This window comes from Pseudomonas sp. LBUM1669, from assembly GCF_059695705.1.
On sequence record NZ_CP166784.1, the window covers coordinates 6,241,212 to 6,261,995 of the forward strand.

Consider the following 20,784-nt stretch of genomic DNA (forward strand, 5'->3'; position numbering starts at 1 on the left):
GCACCTCCAGTAAAAAAGAATAAAAATGCGAATATTGAGTTAATCAACCGCTTTTGCATAAGGCGTCACCAAATCCCAAAATCTAACAAGGTGCCCCTTAAGAGGCAGGTTTTGTTTCTGATTCCTCCAGTTCCTTTTTACCGCGCGCTCCCAGTTATCAAAGTCATCTTTAATATTATCGCTTGGAGTACTACCTTCCGCGCTAACCGCCATCCCCGAATGCATCACCCACAACCGATCTCTCCAAGTCCGCGTCGTTTTCGGGCTAGGCATGGCGATGTTCAATTCAGAGTCAGTCTGCAAGCTGCGTAAATTTATATTCGCCGAACCCAAGGTGAAAAACAGGTCATCAACCAGCAGCAATTTGCTGTGCACATAAATCGACTTGTATTGCGCCGTGCCTTGTTCAGGGCCGAGGTGCTCTTCGATGGCCTTATCCGTTTGCCGCTCTGCGCTGGTTTTCGTGGCTATCGGAGCTCCACTGTCCTTGCTGCTGACCAAGGTGGCAACGATGATTTTTAGCCCCTTGGGCGGGATGAGTTCAGGTTCCAGTTCTCTCGCCGCAGCCTGGTTGTAGTGCTTGTTGGGGTCCGTTTCGATCAAGTCGTCGGCGCGGCTGGAGTCGATGTTCTCCTTGGCCATTTTCGCGTGTACGGCGGCAAGGTCCCGATCGCGCTGAGGCGAGCTGGGTTGGGCCTTCAGTTCACGTTCGCGGAGGGCGAGCTGGCGCTGGTCGTATTTGAGATCGCGGTGGGCCAAGGGCATCAGCTCTCCCTGCCCGAGGGTATCCAGCGTCTCGTGAGTGGTGCTTGAGAAGTGCCCGCTTTCCGGGTTGTTGGTCACCACAAACAGGTACAGGTCTTGAAGCTTGCCTGCGGCGGTGTAGTCGGCCGCGGTTTTTTTCAGGCGTTCGGCCAAAGGTTTGTAGCGGAAATACTGGTTCTCGATGTAGGCGTACTGGTGCACGTTGCCCAGTGCCTTTTCATACACTTCGAGAATGGTGGTTTCCGGTCCTTCTTCTGGCTGGGTTCTGCAGATTTGCGCAGGTTCACCGCCATTGCAGATGAGGCTCAATGGCTTGACCACTTTTCGCTGGTCGATCAAGGAGCCGCTGAAGGCACGTTTTATCCAATTGGTGCCCTTGTCCCAGGCATTGCAAAAGTTGTGGTTGAGGTCGAACAGCACCGGGCCACGCACATGCAGGGAGAGGTCTTGCCAGGGGCCGAAGCCTTGGTCGCGCTTGCCGTTCTGGTCGTCGAAGGCATGCTCGGTGGTGTCCCAATAGTTGCGCTGCAGGTTGTGCCCCATAACGAAGCCTTCGGCCGTTTGCGGGTCCATGTAGTCGATCACCAGGGTTTTCTGGTGATGGCTGGGAAACAGGCCGAGTGCGAGCATCTGGATAAAAGGCACATCCGGGGACTCGTTTTTCATCAAGCGCCACAGAATGGCAAGACGCCCGTAATGGACCCGCAAGCCGTTTTCGTCGTCGTAGGTCAGTTCGCCCGCCCAGTTGAAGTCCCGCGTGCGAAATTCGATATTGCGTGCCTCACTGCTGTGCACCCAACGGTGCCAGTCACGCGTTTTGATCTGCTCGTTCGGATCTTGCACTGTTCCGCCCGAATCACTGCCCTTGGTGTAGCCACTGTCCAGCGCATCCAGGTCGATCTGGATCTTGATCAACCTGTCACGCGAAGCGCGCCTGCCACTTTCGTCGCTGGGTGAAAGCTTGGCCAGCTTTGCTTGCTCTTCCTGCTGCTTTTGCAGGAGTTTCTGGCGTTTGGCGTCTCGCCCGCTGGTGTCCGCAGGCTGGCCTTGGGTCATACCCGAGCCCATCGACGTTCCGCCAGAACCGTTCCAGCCTTCACCGATGACCGAGTTTTCCCCGAGCTGGGCCAGTCGGTTGTTCCAAATCAGCACTCGCACTTCCACGCCCTGATCAGCCTTTTTCTTGAGCAGCTCGCCCAGGCTGAGGCTATCGGCCGAGCCACGATTGAGGCGCAGGCCCGGGTCAAACCCCCAGCTGATGAGGTCGATGCTGCGCTTGGCCTTCTGTATGCACTCATACACTTTGCCGAACGCTTCTTCGCCACACACCAGCGGGGTAACGATGTTGCCCGCCGGGCGTGGCGGGCTCAGCGGATTGTTTTTGTGCGCGAACCAGTCGGCACTCAGGGTCGCGGTGCTTTCTGCAACCGAAAGCGATAATTTTTGGTCGAGGTAGGTCATTCAAGTAACTCCTTTTACGCCTTCGGCTCGCTTTGATCCGCCCACAGATGGCGAAACACGTCGCTGATGTTCGCAGCTTCCAGCGACGCCGCTCCCTCAGGAAAATCGCGGTAGCCTTCACGCCCCAGCCGTTCAGTGCGGTGGCGCGTCTGGTCAGTAGACTCTTCACTCATGTCCATGCTGAAACGATGGCCGTTGATGGTTTCCACGAGATAGTTGCGGGTACCGGGAATGTGCTGGAACACCACGTTGCCCTGCTCATCACTGAAGCCTTTGCTGATCGGCGCGCCATCCGCGTAGAGCTGATAGGGCTCATCGGCATAACCGGGCATGTTCGGCAACGGCGCAATGCGTAGGCGTAGCTGTCCGGGAGGCGTTTCCTTCAATGGATTGGCCAACGCCTGATCCATCAAACTCCCCGCCTTGTCTTTATCCGCTGCTCCCGGCAGCACCGGTGGCTTGATGCCAATCCCGGTGCCCGAGCCCGCCGAACCACCCGCATTAATCTTGATAACCGGCCCAACCACAGTCACCCCACCGGCATCCAGCTTGATAAAGCTGCCACCGCCCAAAATGGTCAGCTCGGTGCCAGCCTCGATAACAATCTTCGCCCCAGCCTTCAGATGAATCTCTTTCCCAACGCTAGTCAGCTGCGCAGTCCCCAGCTTCACATGCTGGTTCTGCCCAATCGTCAGGTGATCATCGAGCCGCGTTTCAACCTTGCGATCCGCAATCGTCGTGCGATGCTCTTCAGCCTTCAGCTCGGTGTAGGTGTTCTTGACCACCGTATCGTGGCGTTCGTTACCCACGCGAATCTTCTGGTCGTGCTCAATGTTTTCATCCCAATCCCGCTGGGCATGAATGAAGATCTGCTCCGCGCCTTTCTTGTCTTCAATGCGCAGTTCATTGAACCCACCGCCCCCTGGAGAGCTGAGGGTTTTGAACACGGTGCGAGTCTTGTTCGCCGGTAACTCGTAGGGAACCTGGTTTTCCTTGTGATACAGGCACCCGGTCACCAACGGCTGATCAGGATCGCCTTCAAGGAAAGTGACCAGCACTTCCATGTCGATGCGTGGAATGACGATTGCGCCATACCGATCCCCGGCCCAGCTCGACGAAACGCGCATCCAGCAGCTGGTTTTGTCATCCGCCAACCCTTCGCGGTCCCAGTGGAATTGCACTTTGATGCGGCCGTATTGGTCGCAGTGAATCTCTTCGCCTTTGGGGCCGGTGACCATGGCGGTCTGGCTGCCGAGGACGCGGGGTTTCGGGTGTTCCAGAGCCGGGCGGTAGAACACGGTCCACGGGGTGGCGAGGAAGCGGTTGCGGTAGCCCTGGTGGAAGTCGTCTTTGTTGTCGGTGGTGTCGCTGGTCACGGACTCTTCGAGGACTTGCGGTTGTTTGCCGTCGTGGACGATTTCGGTGAGCAGCCAGAGGTCGTTCCACTCGGTGCGCGGGTGGTCGGACATTTCCAGGAAGTGGCCGCTGACCAGGGTGGTCTGATCGCTTTTGCCTTCGGCTTGCTGGTAGTCGGCGCGGTGGCGTTCGAGGGCGCGTTGGCTGAGGAATTTGCCGCGCGCGCGGTCGAGGAAGCGGCCGGGGTAGTCGTAGTCTTCGAGGTCCGGTTCGGTGCTTTCGCCGTCGGGTTTGTAGGCGGCTTCAAGTTGCAGGCGCGGCTTTTCGAAGTCGTAGTCGCGGCGGGTGACGCGGCCGGTGCGGGTTTCGAGGCGCAGTTTGAAGCCTTTGATGACGGGCTCGTCGGCGACCATGCCGCTGCCTTGCACGTAGGCCGTTGGCTGGCCGAGTTTGGGGAACACGGTCTGGTCGTCACCGAAGACCAGCAGATGACCTTTTTCGCTGTGCTGGAAGTGGTAGTGAATGCCTTCCTCTTCGCACAGGCGCTGGACGAAGTGCAGGTCGGTTTCGTCGTATTGCACGCAGTAGTCGCGGTCAGGGCAGGGTTGGCTGAGCTGGAAGCGGTAGGCGTTGCCCTTGATGCCGTGTTCGTCGAGGATCAGCGCGATGATTTTCGGCGCGGACATCTGCTGGTAGATGCGCTGGTTGGTGCGGTGATGCAGGTATTGCAGTTGCGGCACCAGGGAGATTTTGTAGCGGGTCAGTCGCTTGCCGGCGTCACCTTGGGCGACGCGGTAGATCTGGCCGTGAATGCCGGAGCCTTGCGGATCGAACGCCAGGAACGCCTGTTTGTGCAGGAGTTTTTCCAGGTCCAGATCGGGGTTTTCGCTGACCAGTTCGAGGTCGAAGCGATACGGCTGGCTGATGCCTTCGGTGCCGGTGAACGACAGCACTTGCAGGTCGTCGACGTAGTCTTCGACGGTCAGGCTGAAGTGGGTTTCGTTAGCTGAGTTGAACATTGCTTGCTCCCTGTTCGGTGGTCATCCGTTACGTCGACAGGTCGTCGCTGTCAGACCGATCTATTACATGCCGCAACTATTTAAACGGAATCACGGCCTTTTGATTTTGCCCCTACAGGGATGTCATGTTTATCGGACATTTCCTGCAAGACGTGGGGCTGTTCATGAACTATTCGCCCCTCACTTTCACCGCTAACCTTTACTTGTCATCGCAAAAAACGGTGACACGGACGTGCAAGTCCGGGTAAAAGACGACGCACAACGTCATTGGTCGCTGGTCGAGCAGAGTCCTGCTCGTGGCACCTGTTTTATGGCGGCTGTGCGTGGGAGATCTTTCTTTCGAGAGCGATCTGCCGGGGTCCGTCTGCCCGGTCTTGCACACCTGCGCACAGTTGCCACCATATTCGCGTGCAAGCGAACGGTGGTGGCTCCCAAAATACAGATGGAGATACATACATGTTCAAGGTCACGCCCAACCCGCCAGACAAATCTGGCACCTCTACTGAAGAATTCCTCGACACCGAAAAACTCAATAAAGAAGCTGTTGACCGCGCTTTCGCCCATTACTTCCCCCCGGCCAACGAAAAACCAGCCAAACGTCGTAAAGGCAATCTCTTCACCGTCTCCCCCGATATCGACACTGAAGCTCTGTTGGCCAACGCCTCCGAAGACCTGCTGTCCATAAGCGCTATCGCCGCCGATCTGGCGGACGATGTGGAAGGCACTCGGCGATCCGTAGCCTTGGCGCTGAGCAGGATGGCGGATGGAGTACAACTTTTGGTGGAACGAGCTTTGGACCGTCTGGATGAGTTAGAGATGAAAGTGCAACAAGTTAAAACATAAGAGAAGTAAGGGGATGGATTTACTTTCGAAATAAATCCATCCTCTTATCTCACCTATCTGACTTGCTCCATAATCGGCGCTTTGTAGCTTTCATCTATCTTCACCCCAGCGGCTCGAGCTCGATCTTCTGTTTCCGAACGCCGTTGGAGGAGCTGTTGCAAATGAGCTGGAAATAACTCTTTCCATCTAGGTCGAACTGCCTCCTCGAAGTCCGTCCTCCAGAAATTATCCAGAGACTTGAACTCGATTTTTACAAGGTATACACCTGTCCGGGATGGATCAGTGGCGGAATTTCTTCTTTGTACTTTGACATGGCTAATGTAGTGACCACTGTACAAATACCAATCATAAAACCCATCACCTGCCAGCCAGTCGTCCAAACTCATTTCGTGATCAGGATCAAACAACGGATGGCTTAATGGCGTTCCGCCAAAAACATCATCCTTCCAGTCAAATTTATTTAACTCCGAGCTGGAAATGCGAGGATCGGAAGAAAAATAATATTTCCTCCAACCGCCGGCTTTGAGGTCAGATATCAATTTGTATACAAGCTTCTTATTTTCTTCATGAGAACTATTATCTGGCAATCCTCGGAGAGTCATCACAACCTCTTCAACATCCTGAGTTACATCGCCATCTACGACAACATTAAGACCTATCACTTGTTTTATTTCGAGAGTACTGTCTGGCTGAGTGACGGTTACGTTCATCAACGCTTGATCCTTACCTCCGCGCCTAATTTCATACCAGCACATGTTTACCGCATCCAAGCAATCGGAGGTGAATTCTAATGGGCCTTTCTTCAATAGGGTCTCGACAGGGCTACCCAATTCGACACTCATGTTAACTGCTTCATTTTTCATTTCATTGGCACCTTCATTTTTGGCGCTATCGCATCCAGCGAGACAGAGGAACGGTAAGATCCAATACCACTTCACGGTTTGTTTCTCCATCCAGATATCTCAGTAATCATTCTTTCCATGTATTCTTTTCTATTTATCATGAGCCCATGATATTTATCGGCGATTTGTTGAATAAATTCCATCCGATTCTGAGCGTTATATAAATCACCTTCATACATCTGCTCTCTCAGTTCTGGCTCTTTTACGTCGCAAGCTGTTGAAAATGCAGCTGACCGCAAAGGCACAAGCGGCATCCCTTCTGATTTTTTCTGGACATCAAGAATTGCTTTAAACACTGGATCTTCATATATAAGTGGTTGCAGTATATTTAGCTGCTCATGATTTGCCGTCGCAATGAGCGATTTATACTGAAGATCCTGCCTCTCTTTTCCCGGCGCCTTCCCCTCAACTTTTTTGATAGTTGAAAAGGCATCAGTTACTTCCTGCTTTATTTTAAAATTATCAATGACACCCAAAGACTCCTGAGCCCATGGCAGAATTTTCAAACCTGTTTTTATTATCTCTTCAAACTTTTCACTATTACGACCTCCCGAACAACCTTCAAATTTGTTTGGGTACTTACTATAAAACCAATGCCAGCAAAAAATATCTTGAAACAACCAAAAATTACCTTTACCTAGACCATTCTTCCCAATATCAATCACGGGTTTACCAATAGGCATCGCAGCGGTAGCAATCTTTGTAAAATCTAGACCGCACATGACTTGCTTGCTTGCAAATGCAGCCAATCCCATCCAATAAAACCGCCCCTTAAATTCCTTCTTGCCGCCATCTTCTTCTTCCAAATAGAAAGAAGCATATACACCGGCAATACGGGCAGCACGGGTACTAAAGTCACCGACAAGCATCCATTTTGACTCACCGAACAGGTAGTACTCCTTCCTGTAGGTACTCAACCGTTTTATTGCGTGAAATTGCGCAAGAGACCACAAATGCGCGCACGTCGCCTCGATCTGTCGCGGGGGATCATTTTTGGCCTTGTTAATTTCAACTTTTGCCAAAGGGGTGGGTGCACTACTCATTTTTTTCGACTCCGTTCGTAATCATCTGCCCCATCAGGAACACCAAAGCTGTCCCATACAAGGTGGACGTCGGCAGTTTGTACTGAATCCGCTTTTACCTGAGGGGAGTGGCCATCAGCATCGCTGCGAAACCTCAACGGGGAAGCCGTGTTAGGCAAAATAAATGCGGCAGTAAGCCCCTCAACTGGATCACCAGAACTCGTTACGAATTGAATTTTTTCGTAATAGCTTTTAATCGCCTCATTCTTCAGCACACTGCCCGCCCGATCCTGATCAGCAATCATCGGCAGTCCGGGAACCAGAATCCCAATACCCGTTCCGCTTCCCGCCGCCCCCCCAGCGTTGATCTTCACAACTGGCCCCACCACGGTCACACCGCCAGCATCCAGCTTGATGAAGCTTCCTCCCGCTTTAACCGTAAGTTCCATCCCCGCCTCAATCACCATTTTGTCGCCGGATTTGAGGTGGATCTCTTTCCCCGCATAGGTCAACTGAGCTGTGCCGAGTTTGACGTGTTGATTTTGCCCCACAGACAGGTGGTCGTCGGCTTTCACTTCAACCTTACGATCAGCAATTGTGGTGCGATGCTCTTCAGCCTTGAGCTCGGTGTAGGTGTTCTTGACCACCGTATCGTGGCGTTCGTTACCCACGCGAATCTTCTGGTCATGCTCAATGTTTTCATCCCAATCCCGCTGGGCATGAATGAAGATCTGCTCTGCACCCTTCTTGTCTTCAATCCTCAGTTCATTGAACCCACCGCCCCCCGGTGAGCTGAGGGTTTTGAACACGGTGCGAGTCTTGTTGGCCGGCAATTCGTAGGGAACCTGGTTTTCCTTGTGATACAGGCAACCGGTCACCAGTGGCTGATCGGGGTCGCCCTCGAGGAAGGTGACGAGCACTTCCATCCCAATGCGCGGGATGACGATGGCGCCGTAGCGGTCGCCGGCCCAAGAGCTGGAGACGCGCATCCAGCAGCTGGTTTTGTCATCCGCCAACCCTTCGCGGTCCCAGTGGAATTGCACTTTGATGCGGCCGTACTGATCGCAGTGAATCTCTTCGCCTTTGGGGCCGGTGACCATGGCGGTCTGGCTGCCGAGGACGCGGGGTTTCGGGTGTTCCAGAGCCGGGCGGTAGAACACGGTCCACGGGGTGGCGAGGAAGCGGTTGCGGTAGCCCTGGTGGAAGTCGTCTTTGTTGTCGGTGGTGTCGCTGGTCACGGACTCTTCGAGGACTTGCGGTTGTTTGCCTTCGTGGACGATTTCGGTGAGCAGCCAGAGGTCGTTCCACTCGGTGCGCGGGTGGTCGGACATTTCCAGGAAGTGGCCGCTGACCAGGGTGGTCTGATCGCTTTTGCCTTCGGCTTGCTGGTAGTCGGCGCGGTGGCGCTCGAGGGCGCGTTGGCTGAGGAATTTGCCGCGCGCGCGGTCGAGGAAGCGGCCGGGGTAGTCGTAATCTTCCAGATCCGGTTCGGTGCTTTCGCCGTCAGGCTTGTAGGCGGCTTCGAGTTGCAGGCGTGGTTTTTCGAAGTCGTAGTCGCGGCGGGTGACGCGGCCGGTGCGGGTTTCCAGGCGCAGTTTGAAGCCTTTGATGACGGGCTCGTCGGCGACCATGCCGCTGCCTTGGACGTAGGCGGTGGGCTGGCCGAGTTTTGGAAACACTGTCTGGTCATCGCCGAACACCAGCAGATGGCCTTTCTCGCTGTGCTGGAAGTGGTAGTGAATGCCTTCCTCTTCGCACAGGCGCTGGACGAAGTGCAGGTCGGTTTCGTCGTATTGCACGCAGTAGTCGCGGTCCGGGCAGGGTTGGCTGAGCTGGAAGCGGTAGGCGTTGCCCTTGATGCCGTGTTCGTCGAGGATCAGCGCGATGATTTTCGGCGCGGACATCTGCTGGTAGATGCGCTGGTTGGTGCGGTGATGCAGGTATTGCAGTTGCGGCACCAGGGAGATTTTGTAGCGGGTCAGTCGCTTGCCGGCGTCACCTTGGGCGACGCGGTAGATCTGGCCGTGAATGCCGGAGCCTTGCGGATCGAACGCCAGGAACGCCTGTTTGTGCAGGAGTTTTTCCAGGTCCAGATCGGGGTTTTCGCTGACCAGTTCGAGGTCGAAGCGATACGGCTGGCTGATGCCTTCGGTGCCGGTGAACGACAGCACTTGCAGGTCGCCCACGTAGTCTTCGACGGTCAGGCTGAAATGCGTTTCGTTAGACGGGTTGAACATTGCTTGCTCCCTGTTCGGTAGTCATCCGTTACGCCCGCAGTCGCAGGCGCTGCAGCAAAGACGAAGTGGCGCCCATGGCGTCACGCAGTTGGGCGGCGGTGATGGTGCGCTTGGCCGCATCGAAAGCCAGCGCCGTTCGCAGGGCTGGCCAGCAGTGTTTCGGTAGATTGCGCGGTGCGTGCAGCTCGCGGTCGAGGTGCGCGTCGCGGGCTTCGACTGAAGACAAGCGACGGAACGGGTGTTTGCCGCCCGCCAGTTCGTAGAGCACGCAGGCCACGCCGTACACGTCGGCACTGGCCGACAGCGGTTGGCCTTCGAGCAGCTCCGGTGCGGCGTAGCCCGGGGTCCAGGCGTTGAAGCGGTCGCGGCTCAGGTGTGGCAGGCCGGGCAGGATGCCCTCTTCGGCTTGACCGAGACCGAAGTCGAACAGGCGCACGCCTTCTTCGCTGAGCATCACGTTGCTTGGTTTCATGTCACCGTGCAGCACGCCGCGAGCGTGGGCGTAGGCCAGCGCGTCGAGCAGCGGCAGCGCGATGTCGCGCAGCTCTTTCCACGGCAGGCCCAGGGGCCGCTCGCAGAGCAGTTTGTCCAGGGTCAGCCCACGCATGAGTTCCATGGTGATGAAGGCGCGCTGGCAGTCGGTGTCCACTTCAAAAGTGTGCGGTCGCAGCACGTTGTCGTGGCGCAAGCGTCGGGTCAGGGCGAACTCGCTGTAGAGCAAGGCGCTGGCGTCCGGCGATTCGGCAAATTCTTCGCTGAGGATTTTCAGCGCGATGTAAGGGTCGGGATCGCCGAACTGTTCGCTCAGCAAGTCCCGTGCGCGGTAAACCGCGCCCATGCCGCCGGCACCGAGCAGACGCTCGATGCGGTAACGGCCCGCGAGCACGTCGGGCATTTCGCCGACACTGGCCTTGGTCGGCGCCAGTGCAGGTTCCGCCTGATGAGATTTGGCGAACGCAAAGTAAGTCAGGTTATTGGCTTCCTCGTCGGTCACCAGCAGGTCGTCGAGCGGCGGCATGAGTTGGGTCATTGTCGGATCACCACGGCAGTCAGGTTGTCCCGGGCCGAGCCACGCAGGGCGCCGTCGAACAGACGCTCAAGCGCAACGTGCGGCGCGGTCAGGCTCAGGGCATTGCCCAGGGCATCGCTGCTGAGCCCTTGGTACAAACCGTCGCTGCACAACAGGAACGTATCGCCGGGGTAAACCTCGAGCTCGAGCACGTCCAGCGTCAGCACATCAGCCGCCCCGACCGCACGGGTCAGGGCATGGGCCGACGGATGCGCACGGGCGTCTTCGACGCTCATGTTTTGCTCGTCGATCAGTTGCTGTTGCAGCGAATGGTCCTTGGACAGCTGATACAAGCGCTGGCCACGCCACAGGTAGCAACGGCTGTCGCCGGCCCAGATGCAGGCCGCGCGATTGCCTTCCACCAGCAGCGCCACCACGGTGCTGCCCATGATGCTGTCGTGGCGTCCGGCGGTGACGGTCAACTCCTGGCCCAAGCGGCGATTCAACCAGTGCAGGCACTGGCGGATACCTTTGAGTCGTTCGTCGAAGTCGTCCTGCACCGGCAATTCCGCCAGGCTGGCGACGATCAACTGGCTGGCAATGTCGCCCCCCTGATGACCGCCCATGCCGTCCGCGACCACCCACAGCCCCTGCTGTGGACAGTCGAGAAAAGCATCTTCGTTGCGCGCCCGAACCTTGCCCGGATCGGTACGCGCAGCGCTGCGCCAGGGACTGGCAACCAGCATCAGAGCTGCACCGGCATACGGAAGGTGCGCAGCACGCCCATGTCGAACGGGTTCGGTGTGCGCTGGCTGCTGAGCAGGTAATTGGCGCGCAGGCCACCCACGTCAGCTTTGAGTACCAGCACATCGCGACCGCTCAAGTACTCGGTCTGCATCAGGTCGAACAGACGAAACAGCGACCATGGGCCGGTGTTCTTTTCGATACCGATCGGGCGGCCGGCCATTTTGTCGAGGACCAGGCTGGTGCGACCGTCTTCAGCGTCGGTCGGCCATTTGAACGACACCGGCACGATCGGGCCGTGGCGGTATTCGATGGTCTTGTCGCCAAACTTGAACTCGGAACGGCTGACGGCCGGGTCGAGGGTGTACGGCTCAAGCTTGAACTGCACTTGCGGCTCGGCCGGGTTGACCGAGAAGAAGCTCTGGCGAATGACTTGGGCCGCAGCCATCTGGTCGAGGTAGACCTTGGAGATCGGCATGCTGTGGCCGTCGATGGTGCGCAGGCGGTAGTTGCCCGGATCGCCACTGACGAATGGACGCATGTAGGTCTCGAAGAAGCGATCGTTGATGCCCTGCGCCTTGAAGAACTCGCGGAAGTCGCTGATCGCGACGTCGCTGGTGCTGTGGGCGCTGAACGGGTATCGCTTGTTGATCGCCTTGCCGTAGAAGCTGTACAGCTCGCTCTGATAACGCTGGTTCAGGTACTGGTAGGAATCGTTGAGCACCAGACGCCAAGTGTCTTCGGCCAGGACGTTGAACCACACGCTCACCGGACGCGGCAGACGGTTGGAGGCATTGCGCAAGTTGCTCAGCGCATCACGCTGGCCGCTCATGCGGGTTTTGGCCATTTCGAACGCGGCCTGATCCGGGGAACTGGCACGCGCCAGGCTCGCCAGTTGCAGCTGCAGGTCGTTGAGCGCCGTCAGTGCCGGGGTCAAATCAGCGGCCGGGCCGTTGTTGTCATCCAGCAGACGGTGCAGCGGTTCGAAGCGGCGTTGCAGGGATTTCTTCGCGGTGTCTGGCAGGTTCTTGATCGCGGCCATCTCCGAGGCCTGGTCCGCTGCGGCAGACGCCAGTTTACCCAGCTTGCCCAATTTGCCTTTCTGATCGGCCAGCGCACCAGCGACATCAGCCGCCTGATCAACCGGTTCGGCTTCTGCCGGGAACCGGGTGTTCTCGCGCACTTCCACCAGCAATTGCAGCACTGGGGAGTTAGCGGAAGTCAGGCCCGCCAGTTGCTCGGCGCCCTCGCCCGCATCGTTGATCGGTGGCAGGGCAACCTGGCCGACCGCCTCACTCCAGAAGTTGGCGTAGTCGCGGAAGTACAGTTGCTCCAATTCGACCATCAGACGACGCAAGTCCATGCCGCTGATGCCCGAGCCTTCGCCCAGTACCCAATTGTCACGCAGGATGTCGGTGACCAGCGCACTGCCCTGAACCGAGAAATACTGCTGATAACCCTGTTGGGTGTAGAAGCCCGGGATCACGTAATCGGTGCCGACAAACAGCGAAGCCTGCGGGCCTATGTGTTGGCTCAAACGGTATTCCGGCAGGTTGCGGGCCTGCTCGCGCAGCATCCGGTAAACCACGTTGGCCAGCGACTCACTGCGCAGCACCTGACGCGCTTGCGCCACCAGTTGATCGTTCAGTGGGTAGATGAACGGCTGCTTGAGCAAACGCTCGAAGTGCGTGTTCAGGCCGTTCTGCACCGCGGTGTTACCGGCGTAACGCTGGGACCATTCGGTGGCGACCCAATCCTTAAGCCATGGGCCGTCACGGCGATCTTTCATGTTCAGCATCAGGTACGCACGCAGGCTGTTGAGCAGGCGTTCGCGGTCCTTCATGTTGGCGCGGATCTGCCCTTCCAGCAGGGTCGCGACCTTCGGCAGCAGTTGCGCTTCGAGTTCACGCTCGTAGGCGTCCTTGACCACTGGATTGACGTCTTCGCCTTGGTACAGGCCGCCACGTTCGTGGTAACTCACGTCACCTTTTTTCGGGAAGACTTGAGTCGCTGCGTAGCTGGTGTCGAGGGGCTTGAGCACCGCCATGGAATCATCACGCGCGGTCAGGGCCGAGCGCTGTTGTGTCCAGTTGGTGGCCAGGTTACGCAGGTTTTCCAGACGCTCGTAGTTGGCGGAGAAACCGCCCGCCCACAGCATGCCGAACAATGCCAGTGCCGCCAGTGCGCCGACGTACAACGCACGTTGACCCCAATGGATGCGGCTGCGTTCGCGCTTGTCCAGACCGGCCAGGTCGGCCTCGGGGAAAATCACCCGGCTGAGCAAATGGTGAATGAACCGCGAACGGCCACTGCGCAAGGTCGGCAGCATGCCGGCGCTCATGCCCAGACTGGCGCCGATGCCGGCGGTGGTCTGGTCCATCTCTTGAGTCAGGTGCGGCGCGCTGGTCAGGTAGAAACCGCGCAATTGGCTGACACGCTGGTAGCGGTTGCCGGTGAACGCCATGTCAACGAACAGGCACAAACGCTCGCCGATCTGCCCCAGTTGATGCGGGAAGTCGAGGATTCGACCACGGCGCTGGGTGTCGCGCTCCTGGTGCATGCGCATGATCACCTGGCTGTTCAGGCGACGCAGCAGCTCTTCGAACTCGGCGCGCAGGACGGCGACGTCGGTGCCGCTCTGCTCCTTGCGGAAACTGGTGCCGAGTACCTGATCGCTTTCTTCGCGGGTCAGTTGATCGAAGAACTCGTCGAAACCGAGCAGCTTGTCCGCCTTGCTCAGCACCAGATACACCGGCACATCGACGTGCAGTTTCTGATGCACATCCTGCAAGCGAGCACGCACCTGGCGAGCCAACGTGTCGAGGTCCTGCTCGGTGTTGCCCAGCAGCAGTTCAACCGGGATGGTCACCAACACGCCGTTCAACGGGCGGTTGCGGCGACGCTTGCGCAGCAGGTCGAGCAAGGTGCTCCAGGCGCTGCCGTCGACTTCGGCATCCGGCTGGGTCAGGTAACGCCCGGCGGTGTCGATCAGCACACCGTGGTCGGCGAAATACCAGTCGCAATGACGGGTGCCGAGGGTGTCGCGGGTCAGTTTGCGGTCGATCTTGTTGATCGGAAACTCAAGGCCCGAGAAGTCCAGCAGGCTGGTCTTGCCGCTGCCCTGCGGGCCGATCAGCAAGTACCACGGCAAATCACTGCGCCAGCGCTCGCTGCGACCGCGATACAGGCTCGAGGTCTTCAGGGTTTTCAGCGCATCCTTGAAGCGCACGCGAAGCTCTTTCTGCTCTTCGTCGATCAGCTCTTCGCGGCGGATACGATCCTGACCGTCTTCGGTGTCCTCGACCGCTTTTTTGCGCACACCGGCGCGCCAGCTGACGAAGACCATGGTCAGGCCCCAGATCAGGAACAGCACACTGATGGTCAGCAGGCGGGCGGTCGAACCTTCCCAGAACTTGTAATCGTCCACCGCCAGCAGCGGCCCGACGAACCACACCAGCAGCGCGACAAACAGCACCACCAGCAAGGTCCAGACCCAGGTCTTGCGCAAGAATGCGCCGACTTTCTTGAAAAACTTTTTCATCACACGTCCCTGTTTACGGCTGCGACTGCGGCTGGACCGCGGCCGGATCTAGCTGCTGAAAAGGTTGCAGAACGGTTTCGCGTTGCTCGCCCAACACCCAGGCGAAACCCGAATACATCACCACCAGGCAGACCACGGTGAACAGCACCACCATCCACGCCGGCACGATGCGCACCAGGCTGCGGCGCTGATCGTTCAAGCCTTCCCAGTGCGGCGAAAGCTCACGTGGCACGTCGCCGCGCAACTGACGGATCTGGCGATACAAGGCGTCGCGGATGCCTTCAAGTTCGAGCATGCCGCGGGCTTGCACGCGGTACTTGCCTTCGAAACCGAGGGACAGGCACAGGTACATCAGCTCCAGCATCGGCAGGTGCTTGACCGGGTTTTTCGACAGGCGATCCAGCAACTGGAAGAACTTCTCGCCGCCGAAGGTTTCGTTGTGGAAGCTGCTGAGCAGGCTCATCTGCGACCACTCGCTTTCGTTGCCCCACGGTGTGGTCACGACGGCTTCGTCGACCACGGTGCAGAGCACGTAACGCGCGGCCATCACCTGGCTGCTTTCGGCGCCGTTGTGCAGGGCGCGCACTTCAAACAGTTTCAGCCCGGCGGTCAGTCGCTCGTTGAGCGCGTACATGTCTTCGCGGGTGTCGCTGTGCTTGAGCCGCACCACTTCCGACAACAGATCGGACGCGGCGGCCACCAGCGAATTGAGGCTGATGTTGAAGGACTCCGCCGGGCGCAAACGCGCCGCGTAAATCATCCGTTCTTCGAGCTGTTCAAAACGCGGCGGTGCGGCGAAATCGGTCAGCGGACTCTGCGCCGGGCCGTGGCCCTGGCGGTCGAGCAGGACGGTTTTATCGTCCTGGTTGTGTTCCATGTCCTTGATCATGTCGGTCAGTTCCTGATGGCCCAGAATTTCAGTTCAAGCTCGGCGAATTCGCCGGACACGTGGAACGCGAAGCCGCCGGAGCGTTCGAGTTGTGCCAGGTCTTCGGAACTGAGTTCGAGAATGAAATAGGTTTTGTTGGAGTGGAACGCGATCTGCCGCGGGGCCACCGGCAACGGTTTGACCTTGATGCCCGGCAGATGCAGGTTGACCAGTTGGCGGATGCGCTCCACCGGGCCGACCTTGAGGTGCGCCGGCAAGCGGTGGCGCAGTTCTTCGGAGTCGCAGTTGGCGCTGGCCGCGAGCACGAATGAGGCCGAGCCCAGCAGTTTGTGGTCGTGCAACGGCGAGACGATGATCCCGTACTGACGCGCTTGCAGCACCAGTTCGATGGCGTGCTGTTCGAGCACCATCGACAGCACCTGACGAATCGCTTCCATCAGTTTGCGGAAACTCGCGCCCTGGTCGCTGTGCTGATAACGGCTGTCCAGACGCGGGCGTTTGCTGTCGCTGGAGAAGGTTGCCAAGTCGCCGAGCATGGTCAGCAGCGTGCGGTACAACTCTTCCGGGTGAACCTGCTCCAGGCCGAGGTAGTGGCGCAGCAGCAGTTCGGTGCGGTTGATCAGTTGCAGCATCATGAAGTCGCCGACTTCCGCGCCACCGACTTTGCCGTTGGAGCGGATGCGCTCGGCGATGGTGTCGCCCCGGTGACCGAGCATGCTGATCACTTCTTTCAGGCACGACAGCAAGTAGCTGGAGGCATGCGCCTGAATGTAGGTCGGCACGAAATCCGGGTCGAGGCTGATGACGCCGTCGGGCGTGGTGTCGAGCACTTCACAGATCTTCAGTTTCACGTAGGCCTGGTCGCTCTGCTGCTCGCCGAGCAACAGTTTGAAGTCCGGGCGGCCGCAGCTGACCTGGCTCGCGGAATCGTCACCGGCGTTGGAGTCGGCGACTTCCGCTTCATACGCGGTGTAGCGCGCCAGCACGTCGGATTGCTCCGGGCGGCGGGACTCGATGTGATTGCCGGTGACCAGCGGCAGCGCCAGGTAGATCGGCGTGTTGCCAGTGTTCGGCGGCACGTCGAGGGCCAGCGGCTCAGTGTTGCCGCCGAGTTCGAACAGGCTGCCGTCCGGCAGAATCCCCGAGGCCTGGCTGATCACCAGTTTGCCCATGTTGAGGAACTGCAAATCGATTTCCAGATTGAGGAAGCCCCAGGTGTAGCTGCCCAGTAACTGGGTACGGGTCTTCATCTGGTGGTCGTAATAACGGTCGTTATGCTGGAAGTGCTGCGGACGCAGCAGCATGCCTTCCTGCCAAATGACTTTATGGGAGTTCATGTTCAGTCATCTGCCTTGGCGAGCGTTTCGTTGCTGTTGCGGATGCCGGCCTGATCGAGGGTCAGGTCTGCGTCGGTGACTTCCACCGGGGTGATTTGCACCGTGTAGCGCCACTTGGTTTCCGGCAGGTCACGGTAGGCGGCGAGGATGCCAACGTAGCGGCTGCCCTCCTCCACGCTGAGTTTCATCTCTACGGTTTCACCTGGACGCAGTTCAATTTCTTCGCTGGCCACCAGGTCCGGGGCCAGGGATTCCTTGGCGCGCTCGTACAGGCTGAAGAAGTCAGCGTTCTCGAAGGTCACCGGGTGCTTGAGCTCGAACAGGCGCACGACGATTGGCGACGGACGCCCGTTGAGGTCCGGGTTCAACTGATCGCTGGCGGTGAGCTTCAGGTTGAGCTTGGTGACGTGGGAATACGGCGACAGCGACGAGCAGCCAGCCAGCAGCACCAGGGCCGCGAACGCCGTCAGCGTCTTGAAAAAAGCGGTCGAGCAGCGAGACATGCGCATCATCCTTGGTGGTCGGTGTGAAGGGTGGAAATCAGGCGAATCTGTTCTTCGTAGGCCTGGGCAAAGTCGCGGGCCAACAGACGCTCGCTCCAGTCATCATCCTGGCGCAGGGCCTGGTGATAACGACCGTAAGCTCTCCAGCGGCTGCCGGACGTGGCCAGCAACGGCTTGTTGTCGCGCTCGAAACGCAGGGTCAGTTGCTGCGGCGAGAAGTGTTCCAGCGTGCCGCGAACGGCGGCACGGCTGGCGGTCAGCAACGCCACCTGATGCGCCTGCAAATCGCGGAACGCACGGGAGATCGCTTGCTCGGGCGGCATCTGGCCCGGCTTGTTCGGCTGCAACAAGATGCCCAGCGCTTCGCCGGCATCGACGGCGAATTTCAGCGGGTTTTTGTGGGTGCCTTGCACCGTGGTCTGGGCCAGGCGCAGTTCGTTTTTCAGTTCGCTGCGGGTGCGCAGGCTCTGCTGCAAACCGCCGACGCTCTGCTTGAGCAAGCGGGCAGCGTTCAGCGCAAGGGCTTCGCGGGTGTCGTGGTCGAGGCCTTTGAGGTCCACGCCCAGCGCGGCACCAAAATGCTCCCAGAATCCTTCGCTCTGACGCTCGACCGCTTTGGGCGGTGGCGCAGGGGCTGGCTCTGCCGGGGCGTTGATCAGCTCCGGGACCATCAGGCTTTCCATGTCGATGCGCGCATAGTCAGCTCGCTGACGGGTGTCCTCGATGGTCGTGCTCGGGGAGATCAGTTCGTCGATTTCCGAATACACGCGCTCTTGCTGATCGAGGGCGTTCAGCGGGTCGAGGTCGAGGAACGCATCGTCCGGAATGATGCTGCCGGCCGCTTGCGGACGACCGACTTCCACGTCGAAGGTCGCCGGGTCGCGCACCAGCCGCGCACGGATCTCGAAATCACCCAGCACATACACGCTGCCATGTTCGATGCGCATCGCTTCGCCCTTGCGCAGGCGCGCGCCGCTTTCGCTGTCCTGGATACCGTTGCTGCTGGTATCGGTCAGGAAAAACGTGCCTTCGCGGTAGCTGATCAACGCGTGGTGGTTGGACAGGTGACGCTTGCGGTCCGGGATGATCCAGTCGCAGTCCTCGCCCCGGCCAATCACGCCACCGGCCTGCTTGAAGGTCTTCTGGCACAAATCCGTGGGCACGAACTGCTTGGTGTTCAGCATTTCGAAAACCAGTTCCATGGTGATACTCCTTGCGGTCACTTGCCGCGATTGACCGCCTGCGGATCACCCAATGGGCGATAGGTGTTGTCGTTGTATTTGTAATTGCCGCTACAGCCGCCGAGGCCGCATAAAACGACGAGGGTCAGCAGGACGGCTTGCCAGTGACGAACAGGCATCAGAGGGTCTCCAGGGGTAGACAAAGTACAAAGCGCCGACCCGGTTGGGCGGCGCTGTTAGAAGCGGATGAGATGAAGCCGAGCGCTCTGGCCTGGGGATCCGGCACAAGTCCCTGTGGCGAGGGAGCTTGCTCCCGCTCGGCTGCGAAGCAGTCGTAGATCATCAGATGCGGTTTAACGGATGCACCGCGGCGCATGGTTTTGGGGCTGCTGCGCAGCCCAGCGGGAGCAAGCTCCCTCGCCACAGGTAGTGGTTGGCCGAAAAAAACGTTAACCATCGAAATCACCCAGATTGATATTCAGGCGCCCGAGGCGGTACAGCAGCGTGCGGCGCGGCAGGCCCAGTTCGCGGGCGGCGAGGGTCTGGTTGCCGTCGTTTTTGCGCAGGCAATCGAGCAGCAGGCTGCGTTCGACCTGCTCCAGGCGTTCGCGCAGGTTCAGGCTGTTGTCTTCCGGCATGGCTTCCATGCGCAGGGAGAAATGCTCGGCCAGCAACTCGCCGCCCTCGCACAGCAGCACCGCGCGTTCGACCAGGCCTTTGAGTTCGCGCACGTTGCCGGGGAAGGCATAACCGGACAGGTGATCCAGCGCTGCATCGGACCAACGCACGGCATCGCGCTGCAAAAACGAGCAAGCCTTGTCGGCGAAGTGCCGGGCCAGGTCGAGGATGTCGCCTTCGCGCTGACGCAGGGCCGGCAGCTCGATCGGGAACTGCGCGAGGCGGTAGTACAAGTCCTCGCGGAATTTGCCTTCGCTGACCAGCACCGACAAATCCCGGTGCGTCGCGGCGATGATGCGCACGTCGATCTTGTGGGTGTCGTTGGAGCCCAGCGGACGAATCTCGCCTTCCTGCAACACCCGCAGCAGCTTGGCTTGCAGGGACAACGGCATGTCGCCGATTTCATCGAGCAGCAAGGTGCCGCCATTGGCCGCATCGAACAGCCCGGCGCGGTCGCGGTCCGCGCCGGTGAATGCGCCTTTGCGGTAGCCGAACAGTTCGCTCTCCAGCAGGTTCTCCGGGAACGCCGCGCAGTTCTGCACGATGAACGCCTGGGAACGGCGCGGGCCACAGTCGTGAATCGCGCGCGCGACCACTTCCTTGCCGGTGCCGGTCTCGCCGCGCAGCAGCACGGTGTACGGGCTGTGCAGGACTTTGCTGATCAGCGAATAGGTCTCGCGCATGGCCTTGCTCTTGCCGATCAGGCCATAACCGCTGGCGCTCGGAACGCTGGCTTTCAGCGGTCTCGCCTCACCCGTCGGCTGCCGCAAACGCTGCAACAGATGCAGTTGGCCCAGCACGAACGAACCCAGTTGAGCGAGAGAATCGGCGAAGCCTTGCAGGTCGATGTGCCGGCGACTGGCGCACAGCAGCAAGCCTTCGACAGCTTTCTGTTGATTGACCAGCGGCACACACAACAGCGACTGCCAGGGCGTGGCTTGCGGTGGCAGGAAGCTGGTTTCGTGCAGGCTGCCGCTCAACTCGCTGAGGCTCACCACGCGGTTCTGGCACAGGGCGAATTGCAGCAGTTGTTCACCGTTGTAATCCGCCGGCAGGCTCTCCGCTTCCCGGGGTTGCAGGATGCCGTTGAGGCACTCGGCGTTCATCCCCAGGCATGTGTGAGTCGCGTCCAGCAGGTACAGCTGCGTCAGCTCGCAACCACTGAGTTCGGCCAACCCGCGCACGAAGTCACCCAGCAGCGCAGCGCCGTCCGCCGCGCGCGACAGGCTGGCGAACTGCGCCAGCAAGGCTTCGGCATAAACCAGCGGTTGCGGCACTTGAGTGAACATCACACCCA

Annotated in this window: 15 protein-coding genes; 1 reads left to right on the forward strand and 14 read right to left on the reverse strand. The window is 58.9% G+C overall.

Annotated elements, in window-relative coordinates; all coding sequences use genetic code 11:
• Positions 1 to 39: 39 nt before the first annotated feature.
• Together ACA051_RS29095 and ACA051_RS29100 are read right to left on the reverse strand one after the other, a co-directional pair.
• The gene (locus ACA051_RS29095; protein WP_497372867.1) at positions 40 to 2,226 is read right to left on the reverse strand and encodes a phospholipase D-like domain-containing protein; all 2,187 of its coding nucleotides are present in this window, start codon (positions 2,224 to 2,226) and stop codon (positions 40 to 42) included.
• 14 nt (positions 2,227 to 2,240) lie between these two features.
• Positions 2,241 to 4,601 (reverse strand): type VI secretion system Vgr family protein, encoded by a 2,361-nt coding sequence (locus ACA051_RS29100; protein ID WP_497372869.1) that lies wholly within the window; start codon positions 4,599 to 4,601, stop codon positions 2,241 to 2,243.
• Between the two features lie 456 nt (positions 4,602 to 5,057).
• Between ACA051_RS29100 and ACA051_RS29105 the strand changes: the two genes are divergently transcribed.
• Positions 5,058 to 5,444: a DUF6124 family protein gene (locus ACA051_RS29105; RefSeq protein ID WP_497306439.1), complete on the forward strand. Its 387-nt coding sequence runs from the start codon at positions 5,058 to 5,060 to the stop codon at positions 5,442 to 5,444.
• Between the two features lie 53 nt (positions 5,445 to 5,497).
• Here ACA051_RS29105 and ACA051_RS29110 read toward each other — a convergent pair whose 3' ends face one another.
• The 12 genes from ACA051_RS29110 to ACA051_RS29165 form a co-directional block, all read right to left on the reverse strand.
• Positions 5,498 to 6,397, reverse strand: coding sequence for a hypothetical protein (locus ACA051_RS29110; RefSeq protein ID WP_497306441.1), 900 nt, complete (start codon positions 6,395 to 6,397; stop codon positions 5,498 to 5,500).
• Entirely contained in the window at positions 6,379 to 7,389 is a 1,011-nt protein-coding gene (locus ACA051_RS29115; protein ID WP_497306443.1) for a DUF2515 family protein, read from the reverse strand. The genes ACA051_RS29110 and ACA051_RS29115 overlap by 19 nt, the downstream gene beginning before the upstream one ends.
• Positions 7,386 to 9,605 carry a type VI secretion system Vgr family protein gene (locus tag ACA051_RS29120; protein WP_497372871.1) on the reverse strand — a complete coding sequence of 740 codons (2,220 nt, stop codon included), beginning with the start codon at positions 9,603 to 9,605 and terminating at the stop codon, positions 7,386 to 7,388. The genes ACA051_RS29115 and ACA051_RS29120 overlap by 4 nt, the downstream gene beginning before the upstream one ends.
• A 28-nt stretch (positions 9,606 to 9,633) precedes the next feature.
• The gene (locus tag ACA051_RS29125; RefSeq protein ID WP_497372873.1) at positions 9,634 to 10,635 is read right to left on the reverse strand and encodes a serine/threonine-protein kinase; all 1,002 of its coding nucleotides are present in this window, start codon (positions 10,633 to 10,635) and stop codon (positions 9,634 to 9,636) included.
• Complete coding sequence (locus ACA051_RS29130; protein WP_010465258.1) at positions 10,632 to 11,360, reverse strand: PP2C family protein-serine/threonine phosphatase; 729 nt, start codon at positions 11,358 to 11,360, stop codon at positions 10,632 to 10,634. Before ACA051_RS29130 ends, ACA051_RS29125 begins: the two co-directional genes overlap by 4 nt.
• On the reverse strand, positions 11,360 to 14,899 hold the full coding sequence (gene tssM / locus ACA051_RS29135) for a type VI secretion system membrane subunit TssM (protein ID WP_497372876.1): 3,540 nt from the start codon (positions 14,897 to 14,899) through the stop codon (positions 11,360 to 11,362). The genes ACA051_RS29130 and tssM overlap by 1 nt, the downstream gene beginning before the upstream one ends.
• A gap of 13 nt (positions 14,900 to 14,912) precedes the next feature.
• On the reverse strand, positions 14,913 to 15,788 hold the full coding sequence (gene icmH, locus ACA051_RS29140; RefSeq protein WP_461977899.1) for a type IVB secretion system protein IcmH/DotU: 876 nt from the start codon (positions 15,786 to 15,788) through the stop codon (positions 14,913 to 14,915).
• A 5-nt stretch (positions 15,789 to 15,793) separates the two neighbouring features.
• Entirely contained in the window at positions 15,794 to 17,125 is a 1,332-nt protein-coding gene (gene tssK / locus ACA051_RS29145; protein ID WP_094469962.1) for a type VI secretion system baseplate subunit TssK, read from the reverse strand.
• A 2-nt stretch (positions 17,126 to 17,127) separates the two neighbouring features.
• Positions 17,128 to 17,628 (reverse strand): type VI secretion system lipoprotein TssJ, encoded by a 501-nt coding sequence (gene tssJ / locus ACA051_RS29150; protein WP_497306452.1) that lies wholly within the window; start codon positions 17,626 to 17,628, stop codon positions 17,128 to 17,130.
• Positions 17,629 to 17,633: 5 nt separating this feature from the next.
• Entirely contained in the window at positions 17,634 to 18,830 is a 1,197-nt protein-coding gene (tagH, locus tag ACA051_RS29155) for a type VI secretion system-associated FHA domain protein TagH (RefSeq protein WP_497372878.1), read from the reverse strand.
• A gap of 17 nt (positions 18,831 to 18,847) precedes the next feature.
• Positions 18,848 to 18,988, reverse strand: coding sequence for a hypothetical protein (locus ACA051_RS29160; protein ID WP_007894589.1), 141 nt, complete (start codon positions 18,986 to 18,988; stop codon positions 18,848 to 18,850).
• Between the two features lie 270 nt (positions 18,989 to 19,258).
• Complete coding sequence (locus ACA051_RS29165) at positions 19,259 to 20,776, reverse strand: sigma-54 interaction domain-containing protein (protein WP_497306455.1); 1,518 nt, start codon at positions 20,774 to 20,776, stop codon at positions 19,259 to 19,261.
• Between the last annotated feature and the right edge of the window lie 8 nt (positions 20,777 to 20,784).